The following is an 18,484-nucleotide window of genomic DNA, read 5'->3' as shown; positions in this document are numbered from 1 at the left end:
CACCGGAGCAGGCCAAGGCCTGGGCCGCGAACACGCCCTCGCGCTGGCCGCCGAAGGGGCCCGAGTCGTGGTCAACGACCTGGGCGAAGCCGCCAAAACCGTGGCCGAGGAGATCCAGGCGGCCGGTGGCACAGCTGTCGCCGACCTGGGCGACGTCAGCGACTGGGGCTACGCGGAGCGGCTGATCGGCCGGACCGTCGACGAGTTCGGCGTGCTGCACGCGCTGGTGAACAACGCCGGCATCAATCGCGACCGGATGCTGGTCTCCATGACCGAGGCTGACTGGGACCTCGTCCTGAAGGTCGACCTCAAGGGGCATGCGGCACCGCTGCGGCATGCTGCCGCCTACTGGCGGGAGTTGAGCAAGCAGGGTCGGCCGGTCGACGCCCGTATCGTCAACACCACCTCGGGCGCCGGGCTGATGGGCAGCGTCGGCCAGGGCAACTACGGCGCCGCGAAGGCGGGCATCGCGGCACTCACCGTGATCGCCGCCGCCGAACTGGCCCGCTACGGCGTCACCGTGAACGCGATCGCCCCCTCCGCCCGCACCCCGATGACGGAGGCGGTCGAGGCCTTCGCCGAGAAGATGCGCGCACCGGAGTCCGGCTTCGACGCCCCGCACCCCGGCAACGTCTCCCCGCTGGTGGTGTGGCTGGCCTCGGCCGGATCGGGCGACGTCACCGGCCGGGTCTTCGAGGCCGAGGGCGGCACGATCGGCGTCGCCGACGGCTGGCAGCACGGCCCCCGGCAGGACCGCGACCGCCGCTGGACTCCCGGCGAGATCGGCACTGCGGTACGCGGGATGCTCATCGAAGCGCCCTCGTCGGCGCCGGTGTACGGCGCCTGAGCGACGGCGGCCCGGGGCTGTCGCCGGCCTGTCCGTCCATGTGGGCAGGGATGCCGTGCGTGGGGTGTTCGGCCCGGCCCTCCTGCATCGCGCAGCGGGCCCGGACCGGCGGTCTCGACACGGGCATCCGCCGGTGGCTCGGTGGCCGAGCCACCGCGCTACCGAGCCACTTCGACACCTAGCCATCGAGCCATCGAGCCATCGAGCCATCGAGCCATCGAGCCACGGTCACACGAAACCTCGGCGACCCAACCGCGCACCCGCCAGCGCGGGCCGCGGCAGCGGCCCTGGGGTCAGCGGCCCGTGCGGATCAGCCCCGTCAGATAGCGCCACAGCGAGGAGCGCTGCCGGGCGGACGGGTCCGGCAGTTCCGACTCGGCCGACGGCGCCGTCGGGTCGTGTGCCAACCGTCGCTCGGGCACCGGGGCGAGTTCGTACCGTACCGGCAGCGACCGCAGGCCTCGCATGAACGGCGAGGAGCGCCACGGCAGTTGGTCGACGGGGAGGGCGAGGTCCAGATGGGAGAACCGCTCGAACAGCCTGCCCACTCCGACCGCCGCGACCGTAGACGCGAGTTCGCGCGCCGGACACTGGCGCGGGCCCGCGCCCCAGGACAGGTGCGCCCGGGTGCTGACCGTGGTGCTCGGGCACACGTTCTTGGCGAAGAGGGGGTCGGCGTGCGCCGCGGCGGAGGAGACCCACACCGGATCGCCCGCCCGGATCGTGTAGTTGCCCAGCCGAGTGTCCCTGGCCGCGAAGCGGGGCACGAAGTTGACCAGCGGCGGCTTGCGCATGACCACACGGTTCATGGTCTCCCTGACCATCCCGGCGGACAGACTGGCACGCACGGTGCCCTCGCCCGAGATGACCTCGACCACCGTGTTGGACACGAGGATGCCTACGTGGTCGGAGGTCATACCGAGCAGCATGAACAGCTCGCGGGCCAGTTCGTCCAGGGAGAGCCCGGGGTGCGCGGCGATCAGGTACGAGGGGAAGTCGTCCCCGGGCCTGTCCAGCTTCACCGCCGCCAGTTCGGCCAGCGTCGCCAGCAGCCGCTCCAGGGCGGGCTCCGCGTCCGGGCCCGCGTCCAGTACCCGCCACATGTCCATCAGCGCGTCGTCGCCCTGCGAACCGGGGAAGCCGAGCAGATGACTGGCCACCATCAGCGGCAGCGGCCGGGAGAACTGGGCGGACAGATCCGCCAGGCCCGTGCCGCCGCCCTGCCCCATCAGGGTGATCAGTTCGTCGGCGTAGGCGGTGACGGCCCTCTTCAGTCGCCTCGCCTGGGGGTGGCCCGGGTCCTGGAACGGTTTCAGCGCCACGTCCCACGCCGCCCTCAACGGCCGGTAGCCGGGGCCGCCCTGGATCAGCACATGGTTGACCTCCAGGGACGGTCCGAGCGGCCAGTCGGCCGGCACTCGGCCCTCCGAGCGGGCCCGCCAGTTCTCCAGTCCCTTCGGCCATCCGTCGTCGTCCTGGAGGACCTGGAGCGACTCCTGGTAGCCCAGGACCAGCCAGGCGGGTACGCCGAGCAGGTCGACCGGTGCGACCGGGCCGTGCCGCTGGCGCAGCCGTTCGTACACGAGCGAGGGGCGCGTTTCGTAGTCCCTGGTCAGCAGCGGTTCAGGTGCCGTCTCCTCCAGCCGTGTGCCGTCCAGGTCCACGGATCCCCCGTCGCCCCACTGGGATTCCATCGTCGCGCCGCCCCCTCAACACTCCCCGTACCGGCTTACGTTCAGCCGGTAGTTGGAAATGCTGGGGACCCTACCGCAGGGCATACGGCGGAGTAACAACGGGGGCACAACTGGCAGTTGCCAACCTGCCGAGGAAACCTTCCTCGCGCCCGGGGGCTCAGGCCGCGGTGTACCCCAGTTGGCGCCTCATGTAGGGGGTCATCAGTGTCTTGGCCTTGGCGATTGCGGCGGTGCGGCCGCCGAGAACCGCGGTCTCGCCGCCGGGCACGGGCACCATGGTCACCCCGTCGGCGGGGCCGAACGGCACGACGAGCGGGGTGCGGTGGATCGGCCGGTAGAAGCGGGGCTGCTTGCGATGCCTGCCCGGATTCTGGAGGTACGCGCGGATGTTGTGGACGGCGAGGTCCGCCTGAGCGAGCGCGACGGGGGTGATCTTGAGCTCGCTGACGTCGTTCACGTCCCCGACCGCGAACACATCCGGCCACCCCTCGACCCGGAGCGTCCGGTCGACCTTCACATGCCCGGAGGCGTTCAGCCAGTCGCTGTGCCCGGCCATGCGCAGCCAGAACGTGTTGGGGGTGGTGCCCGTGGCCCAGAAGGAGCGGTCGGCGTCGACGACGTTCCCGCGGGCGTCACGATAGGTGCCGAAGTCGTTGCCGGGCGATATGAAGGAGTCGAGCCGCACCTCCACGCCGTGGGACTCCAGCCAGGCGCGGGCCTTGTTCCCGGCCCGCTCACTGCCCGTGGAGTGGAGCAGCGCCGGCCCGGAGTGGGCGAGGGTGACCCGGGCGTCGGGGCGGGCCAGGCGGATCTCGGCGCTGAGTTCGACGCCGGAGGGCCCGCCGCCGACGACGAGGACATGATGCGCGGCTGCGATGCTCCGCTGGTGGCCGGCGAAGGACTGGGCGGCCTCCTCGACGGTGGTGCCGGTGAAGCGGGCCGGTTCGGGGTAGTCGGCGCCGGTGGCGATCACCACCACGTCGTACGGAAGGATCTCGCCCGAGGCCAGCACCACCTGTCGCTCCGCGGTGTCGACGCGGACCGCCTTGCCCACGGCCACCCGGCCGTTGCGCAGCAGCCGGTCGTACGGAATGAACGGTGTGACCGTCCACTCCGGGTGAACACCGGCGCGCAGGGAGGCAATACGGTGGAAGAAGACCTCCTTGCGGTCCACCAACGTGACACGCGCTGTCTCGTCCAGCCGTCTCGCCAGCCGCACGCCGGCATAGCCGCCGCCGATCACCACTACGTCGCCGTCACGCACACCGAGTCTCCTGTGCCTGTGGGGGGAGCGAGCACCGGAGCGTGTGGGCGCCGTCGGCCACTCGACTGCCGCCGAGCGTAGCGCTTGAAACTTAAAGAGCTGATGAATTTTGGTGCGCATTCTGTGAAGCGACGGCACGGATACCGGTCGGCACGGCGAACGTCCGGTGCGGTGCGGGGCACCCCGCCGGGACTCCCGCAAACACACCGGAGGTACTTCTGCGCTCGCTTCCTGGCACGACGAACAGGTCCCCGCCACCGACGTCCCGCACGTCGGCGAGCTTCCCGGGCCGAGCCCGAGCCCGGCGCCGGCGAAGTCCGCTTCCGTGTCCGCGCGTTCCGGCACCAACCCCGGCGACACCACGGGTCGGCGCGGGCGGACGCGGCCGGGTGCTTGGCACCCTCGCCGGCTGATCGGGCGTAAGTATGGTGATCCAGTCAAGGCACTGGTGTTCCAGGTGAGAAGAAGGGTTCAACCAGGTGAGTTCAAGGATCCAGCCGACCGCCCAGGTCGACGAGACGGCAACACTCGGCGACGGAACGACGGTCTGGGATCTGGCCCAGATACGGGAGGACGCCCGGCTGGGCAGCGGGTGCATCGTGGGCCGGGGAGCCTATGTCGGCCCGGGAGTGCGCATCGGCGACAACGTGAAGCTCCAGAACTACGCGCTGGTCTACGAACCCGCGGTGCTCGGTGACGGGGTGTTCGTAGGCCCGGCGGCGGTCCTCACCAACGACCACTTCCCCCGCTCGGTGGATCCGGAGGGCCGGCTGAAGCGCGGCGGCGACTGGGAGGCCGTCGCGGTGGTGGTCGCCGAGGGGGCGTCGGTGGGGGCACGTTCGGTCTGCGTGGCGCCGGTGCACATCGGCCGTTGGGCGCTGGTCGCGGCGGGCGCCGTCGTGACCCGGGACGTACCGGACTTCGCGCTCGTGGTCGGCGTTCCAGCGCGCCGGATCGGCTGGGTCGGCCGGGCCGGCGTACGACTGACCGAGCGCGAAGGCGAGTTGGGCGTTTGGGAGTGTCCCGGGACGGGCGCGCTGTACGACGAGAAGGACGGCGCACTCATGGAGCGTGCATGACACTCGATTTTCACAAAACGCAAATCTTCGAACATCCACAGGCATAACATGTGTGCGAACTATGCAGACGAAGCACAATGAGCACACGAACCAGTGCCCAGGGGGGGTTACCGGGTGAATACACCTGTGCCTGAAGCGAAGAGCGGGTACCGCTCCGACACCTGATGTCTGACGTCTGCCTTCCGCCGCGTGGAGCTCCGAGCCGCGGCGCTCACCAGTCTGCTCAAAACACAGGACCCACAGGGGGGTTGGTGTGCCCAAACGATGACCACCACACGTCTGGCGGCGCTCGGTCATGACGATCCGCCACTGTTCTCGCTCGCCCAACGGCTTCTGGGGGTGGCCGAGTCGGGGCTTCCATCGATGCTGCTCCCCGGCGGCGAGGCCTTCGTCTTCACCCTGGCCGGGCGGCAAGTCCCCGGCGGCACCTGGACGTTGGAACGGCGCGGGACCAGCACCCGGTACGCGGCCATCACCGCACTGGGCGCCCGGTTCCTCCCCGAGGACCGCCAGCGCGCTGTGCTCGGCGGGCACAGCGCCCAGGAGTTCACGGGTCTGCTGGTCGAGTCCCTGCCCGCGGTGACCAACCTCGGTGACGCGGCGCTCATCGCCTGGGCCGCCGCCGACACCGACCACCCCAAGCTGTCCGACGCACTCGCGCGGGTCGACGCCCTGGACGACGAGGGCCGGCCGCAGTACACCGTCGAGGCGGCGTGGGTGCTGTCCGCCCTCGCGGCGGCTCGCCACACGGTCGACGTGGAGAGACGTTTCACCGCAGCTCGCGACCGCCTGCTGCGGGCCCGGATCGGGGACAGCCCGCTGTTCCCGCACGCCACCGGGCCCGGCCTGGTGCCCTGGTACCGGTCGCACGTGAGCTGCTTCGCCGACCAGACGTACCCGCTCCAGGCCCTGGCCCGCGCGCACGCCGGCGACGACGGGGGCGGCGATCCGGAGGCGCTGGCCGCGTCCGAGGCATGCGCGGCGCGCATCTGCGAGCTGCAGGGCGACGGCGGGCAGTGGTGGTGGCACTACGACGCGCGTACCGGCGGTGTCGTGGAGGGCTACCCGGTCTACAGCGTCCACCAGCACGCGATGGCGCCGACCGCCCTGTTCGATCTGACCGACGCGGGCGGCAGCGACTTCGGCGCTTCGATCCGCAAGGGGCTGCGGTGGATGGCGGACGTGCCCGAACTGGACGCCGGGAACGAGGAGCCGATGATCCTCGACGAGCTCGGCGTGACCTGGCGCAAGGTCTACCGGGGCGACCCGAAGAAGGCCGTACGCGCCGCCCGAGGGCTCGGCACCCGAGTCGCTCCGAACCTCCGGCTGAAGTCCCTGGACCGGGTGTACCGCCCCCTCTCCGTGGACCGCGAATGCCGTCCGTACGAATTCGGCTGGATGCTTCACGCCTGGCAGGGGGGACGAATATGAGCGAGCGTCAGACTCTGTTCGGGGTCGAGCTGGACCCGCTGACCATGGACGAGACGGTACAGCGCTGCCTCGAAGCAGTGCGGGACGGCAGACAGCTGGAGATCGGGGTGGTCAACGCCGCGAAGCTGGTCAACATGCGGCGCGACCAGCGGCTCGCCGACGCCGTGGCCGGCTGTGATCTCGTCCTCGCCGACGGACAGGCCGTGGTCTGGGCCGGCCGGGTGCTGCGCGCCCCGCTGCCGGAGCGGGTGGCCGGCATCGACCTGTTCCTGCGGCTGCTGGCCGAGGCCGAATCGGCGGGCATGTCGGTGTACTTCCTCGGCGCCAAGGAAGAGGTGCTGCAGGAGATGCTGTGCCGGGTGGCCGACCGCTTCCCCGGTCTGAAGGTGGCAGGCAGCCGCAACGGCTACTTCGACGACTCCCAGCAGGGAGCCATAGCCGGCGCGATCGCGGACAGCTGTGCCCAATTGCTGTTCCTTGGCATGACCTCGCCGAAGAAGGAGATCTTCACCGCCGCCTACGGCGAACGCACCGGCGCCCGCGTCGTGCACGGGGTCGGTGGCTCTTTCGACATCCTGGCCGGGGTCACCAAGCGGGCCCCCGAGTCCTGGCAGCGGTGGGGAGTCGAGTGGCTCTACCGCGCACTGCAGGAGCCGCGCCGCCTGGGCCGGCGCTACCTCACCACCAACGCCGCATTCGTCCTCATGACGGTGAGAGAGCTCATCCGGCTCACCCCGTCGCCCGCTTCCGCGAACAGGAGTCACTGATGCGCGTCGTCGTGGTCGGACAGGGATACGTCGGCCTGCCACTGGCCATCCGCGCCGCCGAGGTCGGACACGAGGTGATCGGCTACGACGTCGACTCCCGGCGGATCAAGACCCTTGCCGCCGGTGAGTCCTTCGTCGAGGACGTCTCCTCCGAGCGGATCCGCGCGGCACTGGACAACGGCTCGTACCGCCCGAGCGAGTCGGCCCGCGACTGCGGCGGTTTCGACATCGCCGTCGTGACCGTCCCGACCCCGCTGCACGAGGGCACCCCCGACCTCCGGTACATCAAGGACTCGGCGGTCACCCTTGCCCGCTACCTGCGCCCCGGAGCCACCGTCGTCCTGGAGTCGACGACCTATCCCGGCACCACGCAGGAGCTGTTCGCGCCGATCCTGGAGGACGGATCGGGACTCGCCGCGGGCACCGACTTCCACCTCGGGTACAGCCCTGAGCGGATCGACCCCGGAAACGCCGTCTGGGGCTTCAAGGAGACCCCGAAGGTGGTGTCCGGGGTCAACGAAGCGTCGCTCAAGGCCGTTCAGGACTTCTACTCCCAACTCGTGGACACCACCGTGCCGGTGGGCTCACCGAAGGAGGCCGAACTCGCCAAACTCCTCGAGAACACCTTCCGGCACGTGAACATCGCGTTGGTCAACGAGATCGCGATGTTCGCCCACCACCTGGACATCGACGTCTGGCAGGCCATCGACGCGGCCTCCACCAAGCCCTTCGGCTTCATGAAGTTCACGCCCGGACCGGGTGTCGGCGGCCACTGCCTGCCGATCGACCCCTCGTACCTGTCCTGGCGGGTACAGCGCGAACTCGGCCAGAGCTTCCGCTTCGTGGAGCTGGCCAACGACATCAACAACCACATGCCCGAGTACGTGGCGCGCCGCATCAGCGACCTGTTCAACGAGAGACGTCGTTCCGTGAACGGCTCGCGCATCCTGCTGCTCGGTCTGGCGTACAAGAAGAACACCGGCGACGCCCGCGAGTCGCCCGCCCTGCGCATCTCCCAACTCCTGCTCGACATGGGGGCCCAGGTCAGGGCTGCGGACCCGCACGTGGTCGAGAGTCTGCCGGTGGACAGCCGGCTGGTGCGGGTCGAACCCACGCCGGAGGAGCTGACGGCCGCCGACGTGGTGGTCCTGCTCACCGACCACGACAGCTTCGACTACGAACTCGTGGCCGAACACGCCCCCTTCGTCCTCGACTGCCGTAGGCGGCTGTCGTCGGGATCCACCATCGAGGTGCTCTGAGCCATGCCGCGAGTCATCTGCGTCGCCGGGGCGCGACCCAACTACATGAAGATCAAACCAGTGATGGACGCCCTGGAACGCCGGGGCGCCGAGGTGGTGCTCGTCCACACCGGGCAGCACTACGACCCGGCCATGAACGACGTGTTCTTCGCCGACCTGGGCATCCGTCCGCCCGACCGCTTCCTCGGGGTCGGCTCCGGCAGCCATGCCGAGCAGACCGGACGCGTGATGACCGCGTTCGAACCGCTCCTCGACGAGGTGTCCCCGGACATCGTCGTCGTGGTCGGCGACATCAACTCCACGTTGGCCTGCGCGCTGGTCACCGCCAAGGCCGGGCCGCTCCTCGCCCACGTCGAGGCCGGTCTGCGCAGCCGCGACTGGAGCATGCCGGAGGAGGTCAACCGCGTAGCCACCGACCGGGTCAGCGACTACCTGCTGGCGCCCTCGCCGGACGCCGCCGAGAACCTGCGCGCGGAGGGGTACCGGGACGACCAGATTCACCTGGTCGGCAACGTCATGATCGACACGCTGCTGGCCAATCTGGAACGGGCCAGGGCCTCGGACGTCCTCGACCGATACGGCCTGTCCAGAGGCGAGTACGGCCTGGTCACCCTGCACCGCCCCGCCAACGTGGACGATCCCGAGGTTTTGGCGGCGCTCCTCAAGGCACTGGGCGAGATCGCCGGCCGCTGCCCGCTCCTGCTGCCCGTGCACCCGCGCGCGGCGGACCGGCTGGCCGAGATCGGCGTCCCCGGCGGCATCCGGCTCGTACCACCCGCCGGATACCTGGACTTCATCGCCCTGCAGGACTCCGCCCGCCTCGTGCTCACCGACTCCGGCGGCGTCCAGGAGGAGACCACCGCGCTGGGCGTGCCGTGTGTGACCCTGCGCGACAACACCGAGCGGCCCATCACCGTCGAACAGGGCACCAACGTGCTGGCCGGCCGGGATCCGGCGCGGATCGTGTCCACCGTGAACCGGGTACTGGACGATCCGCCCGCGCCGCGCCGGCCCGAACTCTGGGACGGCCGCGCGAGTGACCGAATCGCCGAGGTGCTGCTGGAGGGAGGCACTGCGAGCACGCGGCAGAGACCGACCGACGGGCCGAGAACCAAGGACCAACCGTTCCCCATATGATCCGCTTGAAACACATGCTCGTCGAACGTTTGGCCGCAAGGGGGGACCACCATGGATCTCGCTGAGATCTTCCGGGTCATGCGCAGGCGCTGGTACGTCCTGCTGCCCGGACTGCTGCTGACCGCCGGTCTGGTGGCCGCCGTGGTGTTGGTGGTCCCGGTCACGTACCAGTCGCAGAGCACGGTGGTTCTTCTGAACTCCCAGAAGGCCACCGTCGCCTACGACGGCAACCCCTTCCTCAGCACCCAGACCTCCCTCACCGGTATGGCCGACAGCCTGGCCCGCAACCTCAACTCCGACGTCTCCGTCCGGGAGCTCAAGTCCCGTGGTGCCACAGGCACGTTCGAGGCCAAGCTCGCCGACAACGCGCAGGGGCCGCTGATGTGGCTCACCGTCACCGGCACCGACAGGACCGCCGTCCTGGCCTCGGACCGCATCCTGACGTCGTACGCCGGGGACCGGCTGAAGCAGTTCCAGGAACAGCAGTCGGTCGCTCCGCAGGCCATGATCCGGCTGACGACGATCGTGCCCCCGCAGCCGCCGGTGGCACAGACCAGGACCCGGCTCCAGTACATGATCATGGCCGGGGGCATGGGCCTGGTGCTGACCCTGGCCGCCGCCTTCTATGTGGAGGCACGCCGTCGGCCGCACCCACCGGCGAAGCCGGAAGAGCCCGCGCAACCGGTCGATGCCCCAGCGTCCACGACCCATGCCCCGGAGTCCACGACCGATTCCCCCGACGCCGGCCCCCGGCCGGCGGCCGAGGAGCCGGTCGCGGAACAGACGATCGCTCTGCGCACACCGCCCGCCTGGGCGCGGTCCGCCGGGCGCAGGCCCGGCACGGAGCCGACGGCGGGGCGGGCCGCCACGGTCGTGGCACCCGCCGCCGAGCCGCTCGACGAGGAGTCGACTCATGGACAGCGTTCGCACACCGGACAGCGGGACCGCTGAACCGAGCGACACCCCCGCTCCGCCCGCTGCCGCCTCCCTGGGCGAGAAGGTCGGTTCGGCAGCCCGCTGGAGCCTGATCAACACCGTTGTGATGCGTCTGGGCAACTTCGCGACCGGCATCGTGCTGGCGCGCTTCGCCCTGGGCCCCGCCGAATGGGGCGTGTACGGCATCGCCCAGACCGTGCTGCTGGTCCTGCTGTCCGCGAACGAACTGGGCGTGGGCCTGGCCATCGTGCGCTGGGAGGGCGACGCACGGCGGTTCGCGCCGACCGTCCTGACCCTCAGCGCCCTCTCCAGCGGCCTGCTGTACGTGGCGCTGTTCGCGGCGGCACCGACGGTGGCGGGCCTGCTCGGCTCACCGGACGCCGCGGGCGTACTGCGGGTGATGTGCCTGTGCGTGTTGATCGACGGGGTGGCCCAGGTGCCCGCCAACTTCCTCACCCGGGAGTTCGCCCAGGGCAAGCGGATGATCATCGACGGGCTCAACTCCGTGGTCAGCACCTCGGTGACACTGCTGCTGGCCTTCGAGGGCTGGGGCGCGATGAGCTTCGCCTGGGGAGCCGTGGCGGGGAACGTCGTGACGCTGATCGGCTGCTGGCTGGCGGCGCCGGGCACCCTCAGGTTCGGCTGGGACCCCGAGCAGGCCAGGGCGCTGCTCAAGTTCGGCCTTCCGCTGGCAGGCGCCAGCATGCTGGCCCTCGCGGTGGTCAACGTCGACACCATGGTGGTGGGCGCGACACTGGGCAACGTGGCCCTGGGCTTCTACGTGCTCGCCTTCAACATCTCCGGCTGGCCCGTGAGGATCATCTCCGAGGCCGCCCGCCGGGTCTCCTTCGCCGGCTTCTCCCGCCTGGCCGACTCGCCGCAGGCACTCGCCCGGGGCTTCAGCCGTGCCCTGGGTGTGGTGATCACCGGCACGGTCCCGCTGTGCGTCCTCCTGGCCTGCCTCGCGGAGCCGGCCGTCCGGCTGATCTACGGGAGCCAATGGGGTCCCGCGGCCGCGGCCCTGCCCTGGCTGATGGTTCTCGGCCTGATCCGCATCGGCAGCGAACTCGCCTACGACTGCCTGGTCGCGATCGGACAGCGACGGTCGCTCTTCGTGGTGCAGGGCCTGTGGCTGGTAGCCCTGATCCCGGTGCTTCTCGTCGGCGCCCGCCTGAACGGCATTGTCGGAGCCTCGCAGGCCCATGTCCTGGTGGCCGGCGGCATGGTGGTGCCCGTGTTCCTGGTCGCCCTCAGCCGCGGCGGCATCGGCGTCGGCCGGATCGCCAGAGCCTGTGCGTGGCCCTTCCTCGGCGGGGCCGTGATGGCCGCGATCATCCTCGGCCTGGAGTCCCGGTTCGGTGACGGCCGGCTCGCGCTCCTCGCCATCAGCACGACCGCCCTGGCCGGTTACACGCTGTGCGTCCTGCCCAGCCGTGACTTCCTGCGCGGCGTCGGCCGCGGCGACCGGTCCCACCCCGGCCGGCACCGGTCCCCCGCGCCGGTCCAGCCTCCCCAAGAGGACATGAGGTGAACCTGATGTCACGGCGCATCAGCCGGAACTCGCTCGCGGGACTGCTGCTTGTGGCCCTGCTGACGGTCCTGGGTGTGGCCTGCTCGGGACCGGACAGACAGTCCGCGCTGCCCGACTGCCCTGACGACGGGCCGACCTGCGGTACGAGCGCGAGCGCCGCTCCGTCGACCGCGTCCGGTCAGACGGCGGGCAGCCCCACCGCCTCACCGTCCCCGGCGAAGAAGCCCACACCGACGGAGAGGCCCGCCACGACGGGGAAGCCCACCGCGACGGCGGGCGCCGGCAGTACGCCCGGCACCCCCGCGGCCAGGACCAACTGCGCCTCTCCCGGCGACTGCGGATTCCCCGACGCCGACACCACCGGTCCCCGGATCCCCCTCGAACCCCACAACACAGGGCACTGGGCGGTCCGTACCAACGGGCTCGTCATCCGTGGGTGGGACATCACCGGCTCGCTCGACATCTACGCGAACAACGTCACCGTCATCGACACCAAGATCACCTCGGACAACTGGTGGGGCATCAACCTGCGCCCCGGTTACAGCGGCCTGAAGGTCCTGCACACCACCATCACGGCCGTGCCCGGCAAGGGGCCGGACAACGGCGGCGTGGACTACGCGGTGTCGAACATGGGGGGCAGCTCCATCGAGGTCGGCTGGTGCGACATCTCGGTGTTCGGCGACGCCCTGTCCATGGGGCAGGGGAACCTGCACGACAACTACGTGCACGACATCGAGCCGTTCATCAACCTGGGCGGCGAGTGGCAGCACACCAACACGGTGATCAGCGGCGGCGGCAACACCGGCCACCTGATCATCCGCCACAACACCCTGCTGAACGCGACCAGCCTCGAGCAGGGGGCCTCGGGGAGCATCGGCCTGTTCGCGGACACCGGGGCGGTCCGCAACGTCACCGTGGACGACAACTGGATAGCCGGCGGCGCCTACGCCCTGTACGGCGGCAGCACCGGCGCCACGGGGATCAGGGTCACGGACAACATCTTCTCCACGCAGTACCACCCCGCCTCCGGCGGACACGGCGTGGTCGCCCACTGGAACGCGGGCGGCGCAGGGAACGTGTGGCGGAACAACCGGATGTCCGACGGCCGCCTGATCGAGCCGGAGCCGTCGTCGTGAGCGGCGTCGTGCGCCGTGTCGCGCGGGCGCCCTGGACGCTGCTCAAGGCCCTGTTCGGCTGGCTGGTGCTCTTCGAGCTCAGGAACAAGATCCTGCTGGCCCCCACCGCGGTGCGGCTGCGCCGGATCGAGGACGCCGAGACCCGGCGGCTGGCCGCCGGGTGGCCGTCGCCGCCCTCAGCGCTGGTCGCCACGGTCATCGCCACCCACCGACGGCCCGAGGCGCTGCGTGCCGCGGTCCGCTCGGCCCTGGACCAGACGGTTCGCGACCAGGTCGTCATCGTGGTCGACGACGGTGCCGGACTGCCCGAACTCCCCGACGACCCAAGGCTGTTCGCCGTCTCGCTGGCCCGCAACACCGGCGTGGCGGGTGTCGTGCGCAACGTGGGCATCCGCCTCAGCCGCTCGCGGTACGTGGCGTTCCTGGACGACGACAACCTGTGGGAACCCGACCATCTGGAACGGACACTGGCGGTCCTGGAGCCCCCCGACGGGCCCGACGGCGTCTACACGGCTCTGCGCCGCGTCCTGCCCGACGGCAGCGAGAAGGACGTCCTGTCGGTGCCCTACGACCGGCGCCGGGCCGCCCGCGAGGCCTTCCTGGACACCAACGCCTTTGTCGCCCGCCGCAATCGCTCCCTGCACTTCAGCCGTCTGCGCCGGACACCGGAGGTGCTGCCCCGCGAGGACTGGGAGCTGATCCGCCGGTACGGCCGCCGGCACCGGGTGTTCCATGTGCCGCACCCCACCGTCCAGTACCTGATGAACCCGTCCAGCTTCTACACGCAATGGCGACGGCCCAGTTGAGGTCCGCTCCCTTTCCGCTCCGACCACAGGTGGTTGATCCCGTGCCCCGATCCCGCGCCCTCAGGAACAAGTTCGTCGACGCGCCCGGCTCGCTGGGCGAACGCATGCGCATCGCCCGCTGGGAACGGTTCAGGCGCTGCTTCCCCGGTATCGAGAACATGAGCGTCGTGGACCTGGGCGGGACGGCTGAGATGTGGCTGCGAGCGCCGGTACGCGCCAAGCACGTCCATCTGATCAACCTGGAGGAACATCCCGCCGAACTGCCCGCCTGGATCACCGCGGAGGTCGCCGACGTCACCGACGAGGCGGTCGCCGCCGAACTGAGCGCCAAGGGCGGGTACGACCTGGTGTTCTCCAACTCGACCATCGAGCACGTGGGCGGCCACAGCCAGCGCCGTAGGTTCGTCTCGGCCGTCGAGTCACTGGCGCCGCTGCACTGGATCCAGACGCCGTACCGCTACTTCCCCGTCGAACCGCACTTCGTGGCGCCCGGCTTCCAGTTCCTGCCGCTGGCGGCCAGGGCCCGTCTCGTACGACGCTGGCCGCTCGTGCACAGCCGACCCGACAGCCCGGAGTCGGCGATGGACGCAGTGATCAACATCGAGCTGCTCACCCGCACCGAAATGCGCTACCTGTTCCCCGGATCGGTCCTCCTCAGCGAGCGGGTGCTCGGAGCCCCGAAGTCGCTCATAGCCGTGAGAACGGAGCCCGCACGCTGAAACAATCTGATCAACAGACATGACACGGACCGACTGCGGCGCCGTTGCTGTTGGTCACGCCCACGCCGCGGAGCCGCATACCGATACAGCCCCGCGCCCCCAACGGGCACTTCACGGTCCCGGCGTTTTACGGAGGGCGCCCGGTCGGGCCAACGCGGCTGCCGCCGCGCGGGCGGCCGGACGGCCGAGTGCGGCGCGTGAGGTCTCTCGGAGCAGGACTGCCGTGCGGAACGCGGCTGTGGCGAGGGGGCCGTGCCGCTTTCGGTACAGGCGGACTCTGTTGAGGGTGAGGAGGGTCCACAGTCCGGGCGACACCTGGGAGTCGCCGCCGAGGTGCACGGCCTCGGCTGTCGGCTCCAGCTGTGTGGCGTAGCCCCGGTCCCGCGCGCGCAGGCAGTACTCGGTCTCCTCCGAGTAGAGGAAGAAGGACTCGTCCCACGGACCACAAGCGGCCAGACAGTCCCCCGAGATGGCCATGAGCGCACCGGTCGCCCAGTCCGCACGCGTGGGCCGCTGGTACGCGGCGGAGTCGGTGACGAGCTCGCTCAGGCGTGGGAAGCGTCCGGCGCGGGTGTTTCCGATGAGGGCCTCGCCGAGCGCCCGGGTCACACTCGACTCGCGGCGCAGCGAGTGGTGGGGCGTGTCCCTGCCCTCTTCGTACAGGAGGGGTACGGCGATCCCTACTCCGTCCCCGAGTCCGTCGACGAGACGTTCGGCGCAGCCCTGCCGCATCCGGATGTCGGGGTTGCAGATGAGAGCCGCCCCGTACGCACCGGCCGCACGCAGCGCCGCGTTGACCCCGGCCGCGTACCCGGCGTTGCGGCCTGTCTGGACGACTGTGGCGTCCGGTGCCAGCGCCCGCAGCACGTCGACGGTGTCGTCGGCCGAGTCGTTGTCGGCGACGACCAGCCGCCAGTCGAGGCCGGCCATGCCGTCGGGGAGCGCGGCGAGGAACCCTGGGAGCACCGAGGCGCTGTTCCAGGTGACGACGACGACGGCGACGGGACTCATCGGGACTCCACGAGTTGGGGGAGCTCGGCTTCGGATGCCTCACGGGGAGCGGGGACCGCGGCAGCGGCCGCTGCCGCCTCGCGCCGGATGAAGCCGAGGTAACTGCCGCCGGCCCCCAGGGTCAGGAAGAACATCCCGGCGTACATGGGAAAGCTGAGCGCGTCGAAGGTGGCGCTGATGACCAGGGCGACCAGCGCCGAGGCGAGGAACGCCTGCCCGAGTTCCCGGTCCGAGTCGGTGCGGGCGAGCCGGCGTACGGCGCCGCCGGTGTGTATCCCGGTGACGATCAGGGCGAGCAGCGCGACGATCCCGACGAGGCCCATCTCGGCCAGGGTCAGCATGTACTGGTTGTCGGTGAAGAAGTACAGGTCGGGGGTGAAGGTTCCGAACCCGCGTCCGAACCAGGGGTGTTCGTCGAAGTAGGGGACGATCGCGCTGTACTTCACGGTGCGTGCCTGGGTGCTGCTGTCGGAGCCGGACAGGAAGCTGGCGAACAGGTTGGTGATGGTTCCGATCAGCCCGGGAATGATCACCTTGAAACCGGCCACCGACCCCAGGACGATCCCGATCGCGGCCCAGCGCCGCTGCGGCTTCCAGCGGGGCACCATCACCAGGATCACGATGAGGGCGCCGATGATGGACGTCCTGGACACCGTCAGCGGAAGCGCACCCGCCATGATCGCCACAGGGGCCCAGCGGCGCAGTGCGCCGGCGTGACGCCGTACCGGATCGAACGCCTGGTGGACGGCGAAGGGAACCAGGATGGCGAGCATCCCGCCGAACTCCAGCGGATGGGCCGTGGTGGAGCGCGGCCGGGTGAAGGAGCCGCGGTCCATGGGGCTGATCCCGGCGGTGCTCGACTGCAGGCCGGGGATGTTGACGGAGTCGGCGATGTTGGTCGCGGCGAAGAAGTCGTAGTAGCCCATCAGGGCGACCACCGTGCCCAGTACGACGAGCCGCCGCATCAGGGTCTCCAGCCGGTCGCGCTCCTGGATGCCGGCCGATGCCAGCACCACGAGCGCGATCCACACCCCGAGCCCGATGAGCCCCCGGTCGGCCCCGAGGACCTCCGCGTGCGAGCTTTCGCGGGTCGCGTTCGCGAGGTACGACAGCAGCACCGCCACGGCGAGCACGCACATCGCCACGCGCGGCAGCCTGGTGCCCACGGCCGGCCGGATACGGCCGCCGAGCCAGGTCGCGAGGTACCAGAGAAGTCCCAGCAGGGCGAAGACGTTGGCCGGGGTGCCGACACCGCCCAGCGCGGGCAGGGTGAGGTTCGACGGTACGAAGAAGGCCAGCACCAGATAGCCGGTGAGGATCGTCGTGGCGTCCAGCCTGCGCGTCAACAGGCCCCGGGGCGCCCGCTCGGGGGGCCGGACGCGGTGGCGGCGGGGAACGTATCCGGCCTGGGCGCGTCCCCGGCGGCGGACCACCGCGACGCCTTCGGCGAGGATGGACAGCAGGAACGCGCTCACGATCCCGACGATGAGGACCGACGCGATGTTCTGGTACCGGGCCTTCGGCTGCGAGACCGGTGTCTGCGGCAGAACGACCGGCGCGGCCTGCACGAAGTACACCGAGGGCACCTTGGAGGCGGCCTGCAGGGCCTTCAGCTGCTCCCCGGTGAACTTGGTGAGGATGGCGGTCTCCCGCAGCACCTTCGCCCGGTCGGTTCCGGTGACGCTCAGGGTGAGCAGCGGGCTGTCGGCGTTCGGCGCGAAACCGGCGGTGTACCGGTCGGTGACGCCGCGGGAGCGCAGTTCCTTGGCCGAGTCGCTCGACTGGAGCGTCCTGATCAGCACGTCCGCCGTGACGACCAGCGAACCGCCCGCGTTCGATATGGGGTTGCCGAAGGTGGGCGCCATATCGGCTACCGCCGTGGAGTCGAGCAGTGTGACGGAACTCTGCGACTCGTAGGACACCGGGACGGTCCGGTACAGATACCCGCCCGCGAGAAGACTGAGCAGGGTGAGGGGCACCATGAAGTACCAACGCCTGCACATGATCGCCCAGATGTCGCCAAGGCTCATGAGAACTCCCCCCGGCCCGGTACTGCGTGACCGGACGTCCGGGCTCGGGCCAAGCATAGGCCTCGTGATCCGGTGGCGATCCGCCCCCGCGCCTGCGAGGATCGGGGCCGACGGAAGGAATCTTTGTGTCGCCTCGTGACGTCGCCGAAGCGCTGCTCCGCCGCTGGTACGTTCTCGTTCTCGCGCTCCTGCTGACGGCCGTCGCCGCCTGTCCGGTGCTCCGCCCCGCCCCGCAGTACCTGAGTTCCGCGGTGGTCGTCCTCAAACCGCCGGTGACGGGGAACCAGCCGAACCAGCTGACGAATCTGCAGCCGCCGCTCGCCACCCTCTCGTACGGGGTCGTCCAGCAGCTCGAATCGCCCACCGGGCGCGAGGAGCTGAGGTCCGCCGGTGTCCGGGGGAAGTACCGGCTGATCCCCCGCAACAGCGGCACCAGCGCGACGCCCGCCTATCTGATCCCCTCGTTGCAGGTGCAGGCGCGGGGGGCCGACCCGGCCGGGACCGACACGGCGGTCCGCCGGATCATCGACGTCTACGCCGGGCGTGTGGCGGACATCCAGGAGGCGCAGGGAGTCTCGGCGCGGGCGCGGATCAGCGCCTCCGTTCTGGTCGCTCCGAGCGCCGCGCAGGTACAGGGCACCAAGAGCCGCGCGCTGGCCGGTACGGCTCTGCTGGGCGCGACCGCCGCCATCCTGAGCGCGCTGTGGTTCGACCAGTACGCGCTGCGCCGCAGGAACGGGAAGGATGCCTCGCCTGACCCGCGTCACGACCCCGGCGGCATTCCGGTGGCGGGCTGAGCCCCGGAGCGGGCGGGTGGCCGCCGTGGCTCCCCCGCGT

Annotated in this window: 16 protein-coding genes; 12 read left to right on the top strand and 4 right to left on the bottom strand. The window is 70.5% G+C overall.

What is annotated here, in order from left to right; translation table 11 throughout:
- Positions 1 to 847, top strand: an 847-nt coding sequence (locus RB628_RS14705; RefSeq protein WP_318320847.1) for an SDR family oxidoreductase, incomplete at its 5' end; no start/stop codon positions are given.
- Between the two features lie 293 nt (positions 848 to 1,140).
- Here RB628_RS14705 and RB628_RS14700 read toward each other — a convergent pair.
- Both RB628_RS14700 and RB628_RS14695 read right to left on the bottom strand, forming a co-directional pair.
- Positions 1,141 to 2,541, bottom strand: coding sequence for a cytochrome P450 (locus RB628_RS14700; RefSeq protein ID WP_318320846.1), 1,401 nt, complete (start codon positions 2,539 to 2,541; stop codon positions 1,141 to 1,143).
- A 157-nt stretch (positions 2,542 to 2,698) separates the two neighbouring features.
- Positions 2,699 to 3,805 (bottom strand): NAD(P)/FAD-dependent oxidoreductase, encoded by a 1,107-nt coding sequence (locus tag RB628_RS14695; protein ID WP_318320845.1) that lies wholly within the window; start codon positions 3,803 to 3,805, stop codon positions 2,699 to 2,701.
- Positions 3,806 to 4,284: 479 nt separating this feature from the next.
- Between RB628_RS14695 and RB628_RS14690 the strand changes: the two genes are divergently transcribed.
- The 10 genes from RB628_RS14690 (at position 4,285) to RB628_RS14645 (ending at position 14,606) form a co-directional block, all read left to right on the top strand.
- Positions 4,285 to 4,884 (top strand): acyltransferase, encoded by a 600-nt coding sequence (locus RB628_RS14690; protein WP_318320844.1) that lies wholly within the window; start codon positions 4,285 to 4,287, stop codon positions 4,882 to 4,884.
- Between the two features lie 264 nt (positions 4,885 to 5,148).
- Entirely contained in the window at positions 5,149 to 6,315 is a 1,167-nt protein-coding gene (locus tag RB628_RS14685; RefSeq protein ID WP_318320843.1) for a hypothetical protein, read from the top strand.
- Positions 6,312 to 7,082 carry a WecB/TagA/CpsF family glycosyltransferase gene (locus RB628_RS14680; RefSeq protein WP_318320842.1) on the top strand — a complete coding sequence of 257 codons (771 nt, stop codon included), beginning with the start codon at positions 6,312 to 6,314 and terminating at the stop codon, positions 7,080 to 7,082. The genes RB628_RS14685 and RB628_RS14680 overlap by 4 nt, the downstream gene beginning before the upstream one ends.
- Positions 7,082 to 8,341: a nucleotide sugar dehydrogenase gene (locus RB628_RS14675; protein WP_318320841.1), complete on the top strand. Its 1,260-nt coding sequence runs from the start codon at positions 7,082 to 7,084 to the stop codon at positions 8,339 to 8,341. The genes RB628_RS14680 and RB628_RS14675 overlap by 1 nt, the downstream gene beginning before the upstream one ends.
- A 3-nt stretch (positions 8,342 to 8,344) precedes the next feature.
- Positions 8,345 to 9,478, top strand: coding sequence for a non-hydrolyzing UDP-N-acetylglucosamine 2-epimerase (wecB, locus tag RB628_RS14670; RefSeq protein ID WP_318320840.1), 1,134 nt, complete (start codon positions 8,345 to 8,347; stop codon positions 9,476 to 9,478).
- A 51-nt stretch (positions 9,479 to 9,529) separates the two neighbouring features.
- A complete protein-coding gene (locus tag RB628_RS14665) occupies positions 9,530 to 10,429 on the top strand; it encodes a chain length determinant protein (RefSeq protein WP_318320839.1) in 900 nt (299 codons plus the stop codon).
- A complete protein-coding gene (locus RB628_RS14660; RefSeq protein WP_318320838.1) occupies positions 10,392 to 11,945 on the top strand; it encodes a lipopolysaccharide biosynthesis protein in 1,554 nt (517 codons plus the stop codon). Before RB628_RS14665 ends, RB628_RS14660 begins: the two co-directional genes overlap by 38 nt.
- A gap of 5 nt (positions 11,946 to 11,950) precedes the next feature.
- Positions 11,951 to 13,081 carry a hypothetical protein gene (locus RB628_RS14655; protein WP_318320837.1) on the top strand — a complete coding sequence of 377 codons (1,131 nt, stop codon included), beginning with the start codon at positions 11,951 to 11,953 and terminating at the stop codon, positions 13,079 to 13,081.
- Complete coding sequence (locus tag RB628_RS14650; RefSeq protein WP_318320836.1) at positions 13,078 to 13,887, top strand: glycosyltransferase family 2 protein; 810 nt, start codon at positions 13,078 to 13,080, stop codon at positions 13,885 to 13,887. The genes RB628_RS14655 and RB628_RS14650 overlap by 4 nt, the downstream gene beginning before the upstream one ends.
- 41 nt (positions 13,888 to 13,928) lie before the next feature.
- Positions 13,929 to 14,606 (top strand): class I SAM-dependent methyltransferase, encoded by a 678-nt coding sequence (locus RB628_RS14645; RefSeq protein ID WP_318320835.1) that lies wholly within the window; start codon positions 13,929 to 13,931, stop codon positions 14,604 to 14,606.
- A 111-nt stretch (positions 14,607 to 14,717) separates the two neighbouring features.
- Here the strand turns inward: RB628_RS14645 and RB628_RS14640 are convergent, their stop codons facing one another.
- Together RB628_RS14640 and RB628_RS14635 are read right to left on the bottom strand one after the other, a co-directional pair.
- The gene (locus RB628_RS14640; protein ID WP_318320834.1) at positions 14,718 to 15,617 is read right to left on the bottom strand and encodes a glycosyltransferase family 2 protein; all 900 of its coding nucleotides are present in this window, start codon (positions 15,615 to 15,617) and stop codon (positions 14,718 to 14,720) included.
- Positions 15,614 to 17,647 carry an O-antigen ligase family protein gene (locus tag RB628_RS14635; protein WP_318320833.1) on the bottom strand — a complete coding sequence of 678 codons (2,034 nt, stop codon included), beginning with the start codon at positions 17,645 to 17,647 and terminating at the stop codon, positions 15,614 to 15,616. The genes RB628_RS14640 and RB628_RS14635 overlap by 4 nt, the downstream gene beginning before the upstream one ends.
- A 125-nt stretch (positions 17,648 to 17,772) precedes the next feature.
- Here RB628_RS14635 and RB628_RS14630 point away from each other — a divergent pair, with 125 nt between their 5' ends.
- Positions 17,773 to 18,444, top strand: a complete 672-nt coding sequence (locus RB628_RS14630) for a hypothetical protein (RefSeq protein WP_318320832.1) — start codon at positions 17,773 to 17,775, stop codon at positions 18,442 to 18,444.
- Positions 18,445 to 18,484: the final 40 nt, after the last annotated feature.

The sequence above is a fragment of the Streptomyces sp. ADMS genome (assembly GCF_033441795.1).
GTDB lineage: Bacteria > Actinomycetota > Actinomycetes > Streptomycetales > Streptomycetaceae > Streptomyces.
This window is presented reverse-complemented; position numbering and strand designations above follow the sequence as displayed.

What these genes read in the sequence shown, in the direction of transcription:
- RB628_RS14700 (WP_318320846.1), bottom strand. Translation starts at nt 2,541, where the DNA reads ATGGAATCCCAGTGGGGCGACGGGGGATCCGTGGACCTGGACGGCACA.
- RB628_RS14685 (WP_318320843.1), top strand. Translation starts at nt 5,149, where the DNA reads ATGACCACCACACGTCTGGCGGCGCTCGGTCATGACGATCCGCCACTG.
- RB628_RS14680 (WP_318320842.1), top strand. Translation starts at nt 6,312, where the DNA reads ATGAGCGAGCGTCAGACTCTGTTCGGGGTCGAGCTGGACCCGCTGACC.
- RB628_RS14675 (WP_318320841.1), top strand. Translation starts at nt 7,082, where the DNA reads ATGCGCGTCGTCGTGGTCGGACAGGGATACGTCGGCCTGCCACTGGCC.
- wecB (WP_318320840.1), top strand. Translation starts at nt 8,345, where the DNA reads ATGCCGCGAGTCATCTGCGTCGCCGGGGCGCGACCCAACTACATGAAG.
- RB628_RS14665 (WP_318320839.1), top strand. Translation starts at nt 9,530, where the DNA reads ATGGATCTCGCTGAGATCTTCCGGGTCATGCGCAGGCGCTGGTACGTC.
- RB628_RS14660 (WP_318320838.1), top strand. Translation starts at nt 10,392, where the DNA reads ATGGACAGCGTTCGCACACCGGACAGCGGGACCGCTGAACCGAGCGAC.
- RB628_RS14655 (WP_318320837.1), top strand. Translation starts at nt 11,951, where the DNA reads ATGTCACGGCGCATCAGCCGGAACTCGCTCGCGGGACTGCTGCTTGTG.
- RB628_RS14640 (WP_318320834.1), bottom strand. Translation starts at nt 15,617, where the DNA reads ATGAGTCCCGTCGCCGTCGTCGTCGTCACCTGGAACAGCGCCTCGGTG.
- RB628_RS14635 (WP_318320833.1), bottom strand. Translation starts at nt 17,647, where the DNA reads ATGAGCCTTGGCGACATCTGGGCGATCATGTGCAGGCGTTGGTACTTC.